Source organism: Hoeflea marina, assembly GCF_003182275.1.
GTDB classification, from domain to species: Bacteria; Pseudomonadota; Alphaproteobacteria; order Rhizobiales; family Rhizobiaceae; genus Hoeflea; species Hoeflea marina.
The window spans coordinates 465924-478794 of the sequence record NZ_QGTR01000001.1 but is presented as its reverse complement, the minus strand read 5'-3'; the positions used below and the strand labels follow the sequence as shown (position 1 = coordinate 478794).

The window sequence follows — 12871 nt, the reverse complement described above, 5'->3', positions numbered from 1 at the left end:
CGGCTGCCCTCGCCCGCCTCAGCGCCCGCCCGACAGGCCTTCCGAGATTTCCCGCGCCGCCGCCGTCACCAGGGCGACATAGCGGTCGAGGTCGGCCTGCTGGGTGCGGAAGGCCGGGGCGGCGATGTTGATGCCGCCGATCACCGATCCGCCGAAGGCGAGAATGGGAGCGGCGACCGAGACCAGCTGCTCGCTGACCTCGCCATGGCTGATGCAGTAGCCGGCTTCGCGCACCCTGCGCAGCTCCACCAGGATCCGCGCCCGGTCGACAGGGGTTCTCGGCGTCATGCGGTCGGGCCTGCCCGGGATCAGCTCCGCCTGCAGCTCTTCGGGCAGGAAGGCGAGCAGCACCTTGCTCGATCCGGCATAAAGCGGCCGGCGGCGGCCGACCACGGCATGGACGCGGAGGTCGCGCGAAGGCTCGAACTTGGCGATGCACAATGCCTCGGCATGATCCCGGATGCGCAACTGCACCGTCTCGTTGACCTTCTGAGACAGGGATTCGAGGATCGGGCTTGCCAGCTTGACCAGGTCGATCTGGGTGGAAGCCGCCGTTCCCAGCACCAGGATGGCGTTGCCGAGCCGGTAGCCGCCCGATTCGGTGCGCTGCACGAAACTTCGATGTTTCAGTGTGCGTAACGACCGGAGGATTCTTGGCTTTGTTTCACCCAGATTCTGCGCGATCTCGGTCAGTCTGATGTCGGCATGCTTGGCAATCTCCATCAGAACCGAGATGGAGAGATCGACAGACTGCAGGATCTGCAGGTCTTCCTCGGGATTCATGGCATTTTCTCCGGATCGGTTCCGCCACGCAATGATCGGATGGGCGGGCCTCAAGCAAATTACGTCAGCCGTAACATGAATGTTTTGTGTTTGACAACACCGCCGTGATGGAGAAGTCTTTCCTCATTCAAAGGGCCTCCCGCCGCGAGATCGGCATGTCGGAAGCCCTCCAGCCATCTGCAACGAGGAGCGAGACATGCCCATCACCATCACCCGACGGACCCTCAACCGCACGGCGCTTGCCCTGCTCCTGTCGACCGCAATTCCGGCGGCCGCCATCGCCGACGACGGCGACCAGAAGCTCGCCATCGGCATGTCCACCACCTTCACCACGCTCGACCCCCACGAAGCCTCGAGCGCGCCGAACAATGCGGCCTCGCGGCACATCTTCGACAGCCTGATCAACCGCGGCGGCGCGGCCGAGAACCAGCCGCAGCTGGCCACGGAATGGAAGGTGCTCGATCCGACCCACTGGCAGTTCACGCTGCGCGAAGGCGTCAAGTTCCACGACGGCACAGCCTTCGACGCCGAGGACGTGATCGCATCGCTGTTGCGCGCCCGCGACCTGCCGAGCCAGTCCTTCGCCTCCTACACCCGCAACATCACCAATGTGACGGCGCCCGATCCGTTCACCGTCGTCGTCGAGACCTCCGTTCCCGACCCGATGATCCTCAATTCCTTGAGCCGCATCCGCATCATCAGCGCCGACCATGCCAAGGACGGCGTGGCCGAGTTCGACGACGGCTCCGCCGCCGTCGGCACCGGTCCGTTCAAGTTCGTCTCCTACGCGCCGGGCGACCGGCTGGTGGTCGAGCGCAACGACGACTATTTCGCCGGAGCCGCCGACTGGAGCGACGTGACGCTGCGGATGATCCCGGATGACGGCGCCCGCCTGGCGGCGTTGCTGTCGGGCGATCTCGACCTGATCGAGACGCTGCCCGCGGAAGGCATGGAGCGGGTGGAAAGCAGCAAGGACTACAAGGCGATCTGGGGCCAGTCGACGCGACTGGTTTTCCTCGGCATGGACGTGTCCAAGGACCAGTCCCCCTTCGTCAAGGCCAAGGACGGCTCTGAACTCGACAAGAACCCGCTCAAGGACGAGCGCGTCCGCCGCGCTATGCTGATGGCGATGAACCGGCCGGCCATCGTCGACCGGGTGATGCAGAAGAACGGCACGGTCGCCGACCAGTATGTGGCGGAAGGCTATTTCGGCCATTCCGACGACGTCAAGCGCGTCGACTACGATCCCGAAGGCGCCAAGGCGCTGCTTGCCGAGGCCGGCTATCCCGACGGCTTCAAGCTGACCCTGCACGGCCCCGCGGGCCGCTACGTCAAGGACTCTGAAGTGCTGCAGGCCATCGGCCAGATGCTCGCCCGGATCGGCATCGACGCCTCGGTCGAGGTCATGCCGTGGTCGATGTATTCGGATGCCTATTCCGAGGGCCAGTTCTCGGTCTTCTTCGCGTCCTGGGGCGTGAACACCGGAGAAGTGTCCAATCCGGCGATCGCCACCGTTGCCACCCGCAACGACGAGAAGGGCACCGGCCGCTACAATGGCGGCGGCATCAACGACACGGAGATCGATGCGCTGCTCGACCAGGCCACCTCGACACTCGAGGAAGCCGAGCGCGAGCCGCTGCTCAAGCAGGTTTCGGATCTCACCTTCAACAAGCTGTGGATCCTGCCGCTGCACTACGAGAACGTCGTTCTCGGCGCGCGCGCCGGCATCGACTACACACCGCGCGGCGACAAGTACACGCTCGCCTACGACGTGAAGAACGCTGCCAAGTAAGACGATGCCGCGCGGACGGCCCTGCCGTCCGCGCGCTTTCCCGCAATTCAGGAGACGACCATGCAGGAACTAGGAACGAGCGGTGCGGCCGCCCGGGCCCGGGCCATCTACGACTACGGCCATACGGCGATTTTTGCCTCCACGATCGATCCGCGCCTGCACATGCTGCTCTATGTGCCGCCGACGGCAGCCGACGGGCGAAAGCTGGAGCTGCTCGTGGCCGTCCACGGCACCGGCCGCACCTCGGCGATCGAGTTCCGCGACGGATTCTCCGAATTCGGCCTCTACAATGACTGCGCCGTGCTGTGCCCGATCTTTCCGATGAACGTGCTCGGCGATGGCGCACGCTCGGGCTACAAATACATGATCGAGGGCGACATCCGCTATGACGAGGTGGTGCTTTCGATGGTCGCCGAGATGGGCGCCAAATACGGCCAGGACTGGTCGCGCTTTGCCATGTTCGGCTTTTCCGGCGGCGGCCATTTCACCCACCGCTTCGCCATCCTGCATCCCGAACGGCTCTGGGCGGCCTCCATCGGCGCCCCCGGCTCGGTGACGCTGCTTGATCCGGACCGCGACTGGTGGGTGGGAATCCGCAACCTGCCCGAGCTGTTCGGCAGGCCTTTCGACGCCGCGGCGCTGGCGAAGGTGCCGGTCCACATGGTCGTCGGCGGCGCCGATCTCGAAACCTGGGAGATCACGCACGCGGAAGGGTCCAAATACTGGATGGACGGCGCCAACGATGCCGGCAGGACCCGCGGCGACCGCCTGCGCACGCTGGCCAAGTCCTTCGAGTCCGCCGGCGTCAAGGTCGAGTTCGACGAGGTGGCCGGGGTTTCCCACGACCGGATGAGCGTGCTCGGCCACGTCAAGCGCTTCCTGGCAAGCACACTTATGGAGATGCGCGTCCGATGAGAAATTCCACGATCGTCGCCCCGCAGCCCGAAGCGGTCGAGGCCGGCGCCAATGTGCTCGAGCGCGGCGGCAACGCCATCGACGCCGCCCTCGCCTGCGCCTTTGTCCAGGGCGTCGTCGATCCGCAGATGTCGGGCATCGGCGGCTTCGGCTCGATGCAGGTCTACATGCCGTCGAAGGGCAAGCACGAGGTGCTGGAATTCTATGCCAGGGCGCCGCTCGCGGCAAAGCCGGACATGTGGCTCGACAAGGTCCAGGGCGAGAGCCGCGACGGCTTCGGCTTCATCCTCGACGGCAACATCTCCGACATCGGCTACCAGGCGGTCTGCACGCCCGGTTCGCTCAAGGGCTACGAGACCGCGCTGCGGGACTACGGCACGTTCGACTGGGCCGACCTGATCCGGCCGGCCATCGACTATGCCCGCAACGGCTTTGCCATCCGCGAGCACATGCACTGGTACTGGGCCAAGGACCAGTCCAATGACGGGTTCGCCAACACCATCGACAAGCTGTCGTTCTCCAGGACCGGCCGCGAGGTCTATTTCCACCCCGACGGCCGGCTGCGCAATGTGGGCGACCTGCTGAGAAACCCGGACATGGGCGACACGCTGGAGCGGATCGCCGAAAGCGGCGGCTCCGACATCTTCTATCACGGCGAACTTGCCGGGCAGATGGCGGACGATTTCGCGGCGTCGGGCGGCCTGCTGACGCGCGACGATTTCGCCGCCTACGAGCTCAACCGGACAGCGCCGATCTGGGGCGAATACCGCGGCCACAGGATCGCCTCGACGCCGCCGCCCGGCTCCGGCTTCCCGCTGATCACGCTGCTGCAGATTCTCGAGAATTTCGACATCGGCGCCATGCGCCATTCCGAGCTCGAGCATGTGACGGTGATGTTCGAGGCGATGAAGCGGATGACGATCGACAAGGACACCTATATGGGCGATCCGCATTATGTCGACGTGCCGTTCGAGACGCTCCTGACCAAGGACTACGCCGCGGCGAGGGCCGCCGAGATCCGCCGCGGCGAGCGGGCCGACGTGCGTCGGTTCGACAAGTCGCAGCGCGACACCACCCATGTCTCCGTCGTCGACAAATACGGCAACGCGGTCGCCCTCACCCACACGCTGGGCAGTCCTTCGGGCGCCATCACCGATGGGCTGGGCTTCATGTACAACGGCACGATGAGCCGCTTCGACCCGCGTCCGGGCAGGCCCGGCTCGATCGCGCCCGGCAAGCGGCGGCCGAGTTCGGCGGCACCCACAATCGTCTTTCGCGGCGACGACCCGTATATCGTTGTCGGCGCGCCCGGCGGCAGCTATATCGCTCCGACGGTCGCGCAGTGCATCGTCAACATGATCGATTTCGACATGTCGGTGCTCGAGGCCGTGGTGGCGCCGCGGATCGTCGGCGTGTCCAACAAGGTCGACATCTGCAACCGCATCCGCCGCTCGGTCGAAGCGGGACTGAGGGCGAACGGCTATGACGTGGCACGCACGGCGCAGACCTTCGCGTTTGCGGCGCTGCATGCCATCAAGATCGAAAACGGTGTGTCGAAGGGTGCGGCAGACCCGCAGCGCGACGGACTTTCCCTGTCCGTCGACTGACCAGCAAGGACCCTCGTCATGGTGACGTCCCTCATCCGCCGCACATTCCAGGCCCTCATCGTCCTGTTCGCCATGACGGCGATCGTCTTTGTCGGCGTCAACGTCATCGGCAATCCGGTCGACATCCTGATCAATCCGGATGCCAATGCGGCCGAGAAGGCACGGGTGATCGCCCATTTCGGCCTCGACAAGCCGCTGTGGGAGCAATATCTGCGCTTTCTCGGCGGCATCGTGCAGGGCGATTTCGGCACCAGCTTCGTCTACAACAAGCCGGCGCTCGGGCTGATCCTCGAGCGCATGCCGGCAACTCTGGAACTCGCCTTCACGGCGCTCTTCATCGCGCTCGCGGTCGGGCTGCCGCTCGGCCTCTATGCCGGCCTCTATCCCAACCGCGTGTCCTCCAAGGTGATCATGTCGGGCTCGATCCTCGGATTCTCGCTGCCCACATTCTGGGTCGGGCTGATGCTGGTGCTGGTGTTTTCGGTGGAACTGGGCTGGCTGCCGTCGAACGGCCGCGGCGACACGGTGGAACTGTTCGGCGTCCGCTGGTCGTTCCTCACCGGCGACGGGCTGCGCCACCTGCTGCTGCCGGCCTTCAACCTGGCGCTGTTCAAGACCTCGCTGGTGCTGCGGCTGACGCGCGCCGGAGTGCAGGAGGTGCTGCCGCAGGAATATGTCAAGTTCGCCCGCGCCAAGGGGCTCACCGAGCGGCGGGTGATCTTCGTGCATGTGCTCAAGAACCTGATGATCCCGGTGATCACCATCGTCGGCCTCGAATTCGGCTCGCTGATCGCCTTTTCCGTGGTGACGGAGAGCATCTTCGCCTGGCCGGGAATGGGCAAGCTCATCATCGACAGCATCAATCTGCTCGACCGCCCGGTGATCGTCGCCTACCTGATGATGATGGTGGTGCTGTTCGTGGTGCTCAATTTCGTCATCGAGATCTGCTACACCCTGCTCGACCCGCGGGTCCGGCTGAATGCGCGGGATTAAGCCATGACCGACCTGCCCGTCCCCTCCGAAGACCTGCCGGTTCACGCCGAGGCGCCCCCTGCCCGCTTCCGCAAGCGGCTGCGCCAGTTCGCGGAATCGCCCGGCGCCGTGGTCGGGCTCATCGCCCTCGCCGTCATCGTGCTGGTGGCCGTGCTGGCGCCGCTGATCTCGCCGCAGAACCCCTACGACCTGATGCAGCTCGACATCATGGACAGCCGGCTGCCGCCGGGGTCGCAGTCGTTCGACGGCCTGCCGTACCTGCTCGGCACCGATTCGCAGGGCCGAGACATCCTTTCGGGCATCTTCTACGGCCTGCGCACCTCGCTCATGGTCGGGGTGGTCTCGGCAATCGCGGCGGCGATCATCGGCACGGCCGCGGGCCTGCTGGCGGCCTATCTGGGCGGCCGCACCGAAACGCTGCTGATGCGGCTGGTCGATCTGCAGCTGTCGTTTCCGACCATCCTGATGGCGCTGATGATGCTCGCCGTCCTCGGCAAGGGCGTCATCAATGTCGTCATCGCTCTGATCATCGCCGAATGGGCCACCTATGCCCGCACGGTGCGGGCCACCGCGCTCGTCGAGCGCGAGAAGGAGTATATCGAGGCGGCGCGCTGCCTGCGCCTGCCCGGCTGGCGCATCCTGTTCCGGCATCTCCTGCCCAACTGCCTGGCCTCGGTGATCGTCATCGGCACCATGCAGGTGGCGCGCGCCATCGGCCTGGAGGCGACGCTGTCCTTCCTCGGGCTCGGCGCGTCGGTGACGGAGCCGTCGCTCGGCATGCTCATCTCCAACGGCTACCAGTACCTGCTCTCAGGCCTCTACTGGATCAGCTTCTTCCCGGGCATCGCCCTGCTCATCACCATCGTCGCCATCAATCTCGTCGGCGACCGGTTGCGCGACATTCTCAATCCGAGGAACAGCTAGCATGAGCAGTCTGCTGGAAGTCAGAAACCTGGTCACGGAATTTGCCGCCAAGCCCGACCGTCCCGGCCTGCGCGCCGTCAACGACGTCTCCTTCTCGCTCGAGCGCGGCAAGGTACTGGGTCTCGTCGGAGAATCTGGTTCGGGCAAGTCGGTGACCGGCTTCTCGATTATGGGGCTGGTCGACCGCCCCGGCAAGGTGACCGGAGGACAGATCCTGTTCGACGGCGTCGACCTGGTCGGGCTCGATCCGGACGCCATGCGGCGGCTGCGCGGTCGCCGCATCGCCATGGTGTTCCAGGATCCGATGATGACGCTCAACCCGGTGCTGTCGATCCGCACCCAGATGGTCGAGGCCATCCACGCGCATGAGGATGTCTCCGAGCGGACCGCGCACGAGCGCGCCCGCGACGCGCTCGGCCAGGTCGGCATCCCCAGTCCCGAGGAGCGGCTGGCCTCCTATCCGCACGAGTTTTCCGGAGGCATGCGCCAGCGCGTCGCCATCGCCATCGCCCTGCTGCACAAGCCCGACCTGATCATTGCCGACGAACCCACCACGGCGCTCGACGTCACCATCCAGTCGCAGATCATCGCCGAGTTCCAGACGCTCGCCGAGGTCAGCAACACCGCGGTGATCTGGATCACCCACGACCTTGCCATCGTCTCGCGCCTCGCCGACGAGTTGGCGGTGATGTATGCCGGGCGGCTGGTGGAGACCGGCGGCGTGTCCGAGGTGCTCAACACTCCGCGCCACCCCTACACCAGGGGCCTGATCGCCTCGGTGCCGAGCCAGAACCGCCGCGGCGAGCGGCTGCGCCAGATCCCGGGCGTGTCTCCCAACATGGCCGATCTGCCGCAGGGCTGCAGCTTCCGTCCGCGCTGCGATCGCGCATTGCCGGGCTGCCTGTCGGTGCCGCCGCAGGTTCCCGAGGCCGGGCGCAGCTACCGCTGCATCAATCCGGTCATGGAGGCCCAAGCCTGATGGACGCCAATCCCACTTCTGTCGGCGAGCCGCTGGTCGAGGCCCGCAACATCACCCGCCGCTTCGGGGCAACGCCCGACCTGGCCGCGCGGGCGGCCATCGCGCTCGGCCTCGCCCGGACGCCGCCGATCGTCCATGCCGTCGATGGCGTCGATCTCGTCATCCGCAAGGGCGAGGTGATGGGGCTGGTCGGCGAAAGCGGCTGCGGCAAGTCGACGCTCGGCCGCATCGTCGCCAACATCGTCGAGCCGAGCGAGGGAGAGTTGCGCTGGCGCGGCAGGCTGCAATCGGAGATGAACAAGGCGGAGCGCCATGCGGCGGGCCTGGCCACCCAGATGATCTTCCAGAACCCGATGGCGGCGCTCAATCCGCGCATGAGCATCGAGGAAATCGTCGCCGAGGCGCCGCGCGCCCACGGCCTGTCGAAGGCGGAAGGCCGCGCCTATGCCGACCGCTACATGCGCATGGCGGGCTTCGATCCGGCGATGAAGCAGCGCTACCCGCATGAATTCTCCGGCGGCCAGCGACAGCGGGTCAACATCGCCCGCGCGCTCGCCGTGCAGCCGGAGTTCCTCGTCTGCGACGAGAGCGTCGCGGCGCTCGATGTCTCCATCCAGGCGCAGATCATCAACCTTTTCATGGACCTGCGCGAGCAGCTGGATCTCACCTATCTGTTCATCAGCCACGATCTCGGCGTGGTCGAGCACATCTCCGACCGGGTGGCGATCATGTATCTGGGCCGCATCGTCGAGGAGGCACCGGTCGGGGACATCTATGCGCGGCCGAACCACCCCTACACCCAGGCGCTGCTGTCGGAGGTGCCGCGCATCGAAACCGCGCGCCGGCGCTTCAAGCCGGTGGGCGGGGAACTGCCGAGCCCGCTGTCGCCGCCGTCCGGCTGCCATTTTCATCCGCGCTGCCCGTTTGCGATGGATCGCTGCAGGGTGGAGGTTCCGGCGCGGCTCGAGGTGGCGCCCGGGCACCTTTCTGCCTGCCATCTCAACACGCCCTGAACCGCCCGTGCGGGGCGCGGCCGGCGGCGCGGCGCCGGAAGTTGACGGCGTCGATTTGCATTTGCGGGCCGGACGGGTAGAAGGAAGCCGCGCGGCCCGCAATCCGCAGCATGGCCGGTGCGGTGCGGGTCTGTCGCAGGTCCGCCATCCGAGCACGAGGAACGCTGTTGCCCCCCGCCGATCACCTTGAAGACCTGTTGAGCGCCACCAGGACCGCGTTTGCCGACGGCGCGCTGGTGCGGCTCCGGCTCGGCGCCTATCACGGCGCGGATTCCGACCTGAAGTCGGTCGAGATCAAGAAGATCACGGTCAAGGGCGGGGACCGGTTATCCTTCACCTATCACTACAAGACGCGCGACATCATCAAGAACTTCGTCGAGCCGGAGGCGCTGGCGTTGCTGCGCACCGCGCTCTCGCGGGACTTCCGCAGCGCGCAACTGGCGACCACCGGCTTCGACATGGATTTCGAGCGCACCGGCGATCAGATGCTGGTCAATCGCACAGAGGTGAGCGGGCGCGCGGCTCCCTCGACCGATCACAACCGGGCCAAGAACCGTCCTCTAACCGCCACCGACAAGCCCTGGCTCAAGGCGCTCGGCATTGTCGGCAAGGACGGGGCGGTGCGCCACAACGCCCAGGACAAGTTCCGCCAGATCAACAAGATGGTGGAGATCTTCGCGCCACTCATCAAGGCGATCGGGGCCGAGCGACCGCTGATCGTCGACATGGGCGCGGGCAAGGGATATCTCGATTTCGCGCTCTATGACTTTCTCGCCACCGTGGCCCGGCGGCCGGTCCGCATCGTCGGCGTCGAAATGCGCCACCAGCTGGTCGCCGACGGCAATGCCACGGCGCGCGCATCCGGGTTTGAGGCGCTCAGCTTCCAGTCCGGCAGCATCATGGAATTCGACGCAACCGGCGCCGATGCGGTGATCGCGCTGCATGCGTGCGACACGGCGACCGACGACGCGATCTTCAAGGGCATCGGCGCGGAGGCCTCGCTGATCGCGGTGGCGCCGTGCTGCCACAAGCAGATCCGCCGGCAGATGGCGGACGGTCATCCCGACCAGCGCCTCAACGCCCTGCTCCGGCACGGTATCTTCGTCGAGCGGCAGGCCGAGATGGTCACCGACACCCTCAGGGCGCTGCTGCTGGAGCTCAACGGCTACCGCACCAAGGTGTTCGAGTTCGTCTCCGACGCGCACACGCCGAAGAACAACCTCATCGTGGCCGAGCGGGATCTGCGCGCCGCCCGCGATCCCGACGCCGTTCTCAGGCAGATCGCGGCAATCAAGACGATGTTCGGCATCCGCCGCCATCATCTCGAAGACCTGCTCGGCCTGTAGAGCATTTGCAGACGAAGTGAATTTCACTTCGTCACAGGAAAATGCGACAACTCAAGAACCTAAGTGCTTCTGCGGTTCAGTGAAAAGCGAAGCGCTCCAGCACCTGACCGCGCCGGCTTATCTCTCGTCACCGCCGGGCCTTTTGCGCTCGCGCGACCCCGCGCCGTTCCAAAGGCCTGCCCCGCCGGGACCGCCGCAGTCCCTGCCCCTGTGGGGCGCGGAGCGGCGCAAGGCATCCGCCCCGCAGCGGGCGCCGCGCTCCCGTGTTACGGCGCCGGGCGACGCGCGGGGGGCCGAATCGCCGGTGCAGCATCGCGCCATGCACAGCTTCCTCGCCAATCCGACATCAAGGCTGTCGACGGCCTGCTCGGCCTGCACACTGGGTGCGGCAAGCAGAGCGGTCACGAGGGGCCGGCCGGCGCCCATCACTTCGGACTGCGCCTTGCCCAGTCGGCCAGCGACGGATGGACCAGGCCGGTTCGACCTGTGGTGGCCGGGGCCGCGCAGAGCGCGTTGAGCACCGCTTCCTGCGTCGCCTCCGCCGCCGCGCGGAAGGGCAGGTCGATATGCTGGTCCCCGAGCCTGCGGATCTCCTGGAAGGCCGGCGCGTCGAGCGCCAGCCGGTCGGCGGTGGTGAATCCCAGCGCGATGTCGCCGGACCCGTGTCCCCAGTAGGCCCCGAGCCGGGCAAGCCCGGCGCCGGCCCGACGCGTCACCCGCTGCAACTGCCGGTCGGACAGCGGCAGATCGGTGGCCAGGATGACGATGACCGATCCCTTCTCGGCTTCGGCCGGCCGGCGCGGATCGGGACGGCGGCCGTCGGGGAGAACGAGATCGCCGGCGCGCCCGAAATTGGCGAGGACCAGCGCCCCGAGCGTGAAGACCTGGGTCCCGATCGACATCCGGCGGGAGGCGCTGCCGATCCCGGCCTTGAAGCCGAAGGCGGTCATCCCGGTGCCGGCGCCGACCGCACCCTGGGCGACCGGTCCGGTCGCTGCCGAATCCAGGGCCGCAAACGCGTCCGCCTCCGTCACGGCCAGCGCCTGGATGTCGCTCACCGCGCCGTCATTGCATTCCAGCACCACGGCATTGACGGTCGAAAGATTCCGGCCGATGCCCGGATTGGCGGCGATGGCGCGGCGGACGAGCGCCAGCGTGCAGGCGGCGACACCGAAGGTATTGGTGAGCAGGATCGGCGTCTCGATGGTCCCCAGTTCGGCCACCTGGACGAGCCCCGCCGATTTTCCGAAGCCGTTGAAGACCTCGACGGCGGCGCGAACCCTGTCCCGGAACAGGTCGCCGTCATGCGGCAGGATCGCGGTCACGCCGGTCGCGAGCCCGGCGCCGCTCATGGTCCGATGACCCACGCGAATGCCCGGCACATCGGTGATCGCGTTCAGCGATCCCGGCGGAAGGCAGTTCGGCCCCTCGCTCCAGAGGCCCAGGTCCTGTGCTGTCGTCATGTGGTGTCCTCTCGCAGGCGCCGGCCCTGTTCAGGTGCGCCGGATTCGCCTCGCGGCGTCGCGACGCGCAGTCTGCTGTCCCGGCAGGGAAAGTCAAAGGGCCGCAATGCATTTTGCCGGGTGCCGCGTGCCGCGTGCCGGGTGCCGGGTGCCGGAGCCATCCCGCCTGCGGGCGGTCGCACCAACCGCTCGGCGTCATCGCCGGCGGACGGCAGCGCCGGGATCATCTGCCGGCCCCCGGCCTTTCGTATCGGCCAGAGGCGGCGGACCGCGATGACCGCATCGGCAGAGCGGCGCTCGCAATGGCGCTGTCATGGCTTCGCCGGCGGCCGGGACATCAGTCTCGGACAGCTTCTGGGTCGTCGAAGTGGGAAGATCACCGGGGATCAGGGGCTTTGTGGTCGGAGCGGCAGGATTCGAACCTGCGACCCTCTGGTCCCAAACCAGATGCGCTACCAGGCTGCGCTACGCTCCGAATTTCACAAGGCAGGGTCCGGATACACGGTTCATGGCAGGGCCGCAACACAAAAGCGCCGCCTGTCCAAAACCATTTCGGATCAGGATCGAATCAAGGCCGGATCACGGCTCGAGCGCGGGATGAACGACCCTGTCGCCGGCCATGATGCCGCTTGCGGCGGCGACGCCGGCATTGAGCTCAAGCACGTAGCGCACCGGACCCGGCGAGGCGATGATGGTCTCGGAAAACGGCACGGCGTCATGCGCGACGCCCGCCACTGCCCCGTCCTCGGCAATGAAAACCATGTCGAGCGGCAGGACGGTGTTCTTCATCCACATATAGACGTCGCGCGTCGCATCGAACCGGAACAGCATGCCGTGATCGGACGCCATTTCCGTGCGGTTCATCAGTCCCTGCTCGCGATCCGCCGGCGTCAGCGCCAGCTCGACCGAAAACCGCAGCGGGCAGCCGTCCGTGGCAGGGGCCGCGGCGCATTGCCGGGTCTCGATGACGAGCGGCTCGGGGCTGGTCTCGAAGGCAAGGCTCGAGCCGGCCAGCGCGACCAGACCGGCGACCGCGACGATGCAAGCGGACAACAG

At 66.7% G+C, this 12871-nt stretch carries 11 protein-coding genes and 1 tRNA gene; 8 read left to right on the top strand and 4 right to left on the bottom strand.

What is annotated here, in order from left to right:
- Positions 1 to 18 precede the first annotated feature (18 nt).
- Positions 19 to 783, bottom strand: coding sequence for an IclR family transcriptional regulator (locus DFR52_RS02255; protein ID WP_110030286.1), 765 nt, complete (start codon positions 781 to 783; stop codon positions 19 to 21).
- 208 nt (positions 784 to 991) lie between these two features.
- Here DFR52_RS02255 and DFR52_RS02250 point away from each other — a divergent pair, with 208 nt between their 5' ends.
- From DFR52_RS02250 to DFR52_RS02215, 8 genes are all read left to right on the top strand, one after another.
- Entirely contained in the window at positions 992 to 2575 is a 1584-nt protein-coding gene (locus DFR52_RS02250; protein WP_425351142.1) for an ABC transporter substrate-binding protein, read from the top strand.
- Between the two features lie 60 nt (positions 2576 to 2635).
- Complete coding sequence (locus tag DFR52_RS02245) at positions 2636 to 3490, top strand: alpha/beta hydrolase family protein (protein WP_110030284.1); 855 nt, start codon at positions 2636 to 2638, stop codon at positions 3488 to 3490.
- Entirely contained in the window at positions 3487 to 5097 is a 1611-nt protein-coding gene (gene ggt, locus DFR52_RS02240; protein ID WP_110030283.1) for a gamma-glutamyltransferase, read from the top strand. Before DFR52_RS02245 ends, ggt begins: the two co-directional genes overlap by 4 nt.
- Before the next feature lie 18 nt (positions 5098 to 5115).
- Positions 5116 to 6090 (top strand): ABC transporter permease, encoded by a 975-nt coding sequence (locus DFR52_RS02235; protein WP_110030282.1) that lies wholly within the window; start codon positions 5116 to 5118, stop codon positions 6088 to 6090.
- A 3-nt stretch (positions 6091 to 6093) separates the two neighbouring features.
- Positions 6094 to 7014, top strand: a complete 921-nt coding sequence (locus DFR52_RS02230) for an ABC transporter permease (protein ID WP_110030281.1) — start codon at positions 6094 to 6096, stop codon at positions 7012 to 7014.
- A 1-nt stretch (position 7015) separates the two neighbouring features.
- A complete protein-coding gene (locus DFR52_RS02225) occupies positions 7016 to 7993 on the top strand; it encodes an ABC transporter ATP-binding protein (RefSeq protein WP_110030280.1) in 978 nt (325 codons plus the stop codon).
- Positions 7993 to 9006, top strand: a complete 1014-nt coding sequence (locus tag DFR52_RS02220) for an ABC transporter ATP-binding protein (protein ID WP_110030279.1) — start codon at positions 7993 to 7995, stop codon at positions 9004 to 9006. Before DFR52_RS02225 ends, DFR52_RS02220 begins: the two co-directional genes overlap by 1 nt.
- 197 nt (positions 9007 to 9203) lie before the next feature.
- Positions 9204 to 10352 (top strand): class I SAM-dependent methyltransferase, encoded by a 1149-nt coding sequence (locus DFR52_RS02215; RefSeq protein WP_210205747.1) that lies wholly within the window; start codon positions 9204 to 9206, stop codon positions 10350 to 10352.
- A 425-nt stretch (positions 10353 to 10777) separates the two neighbouring features.
- Here the strand turns inward: DFR52_RS02215 and DFR52_RS02205 are convergent, their stop codons facing one another.
- The 3 genes from DFR52_RS02205 to DFR52_RS02195 form a co-directional block, all read right to left on the bottom strand.
- Positions 10778 to 11815 (bottom strand): DmpA family aminopeptidase, encoded by a 1038-nt coding sequence (locus tag DFR52_RS02205; protein ID WP_110030276.1) that lies wholly within the window; start codon positions 11813 to 11815, stop codon positions 10778 to 10780.
- A 398-nt stretch (positions 11816 to 12213) separates the two neighbouring features.
- Positions 12214 to 12290: transfer RNA gene (locus DFR52_RS02200), tRNA-Pro, on the bottom strand.
- 104 nt (positions 12291 to 12394) lie between these two features.
- Positions 12395 to 12868 carry a DUF192 domain-containing protein gene (locus DFR52_RS02195; RefSeq protein WP_245415158.1) on the bottom strand — a complete coding sequence of 158 codons (474 nt, stop codon included), beginning with the start codon at positions 12866 to 12868 and terminating at the stop codon, positions 12395 to 12397.
- Positions 12869 to 12871 lie beyond the last annotated feature (3 nt).

Bases quoted from the DNA above. Each gene is read 5' to 3' on its own strand.
- DFR52_RS02230 (WP_110030281.1), top strand. From the start codon at position 6,094: ATGACCGACCTGCCCGTCCCCTCCGAAGACCTGCCGGTTCACGCCGAG.
- ggt (WP_110030283.1), top strand. From the start codon at position 3,487: ATGAGAAATTCCACGATCGTCGCCCCGCAGCCCGAAGCGGTCGAGGCC.
- DFR52_RS02255 (WP_110030286.1), bottom strand. From the start codon at position 783: ATGAATCCCGAGGAAGACCTGCAGATCCTGCAGTCTGTCGATCTCTCC.
- DFR52_RS02235 (WP_110030282.1), top strand. From the start codon at position 5,116: ATGGTGACGTCCCTCATCCGCCGCACATTCCAGGCCCTCATCGTCCTG.
- DFR52_RS02225 (WP_110030280.1), top strand. From the start codon at position 7,016: ATGAGCAGTCTGCTGGAAGTCAGAAACCTGGTCACGGAATTTGCCGCC.
- DFR52_RS02205 (WP_110030276.1), bottom strand. From the start codon at position 11,815: ATGACGACAGCACAGGACCTGGGCCTCTGGAGCGAGGGGCCGAACTGC.
- DFR52_RS02245 (WP_110030284.1), top strand. From the start codon at position 2,636: ATGCAGGAACTAGGAACGAGCGGTGCGGCCGCCCGGGCCCGGGCCATC.
- DFR52_RS02220 (WP_110030279.1), top strand. From the start codon at position 7,993: ATGGACGCCAATCCCACTTCTGTCGGCGAGCCGCTGGTCGAGGCCCGC.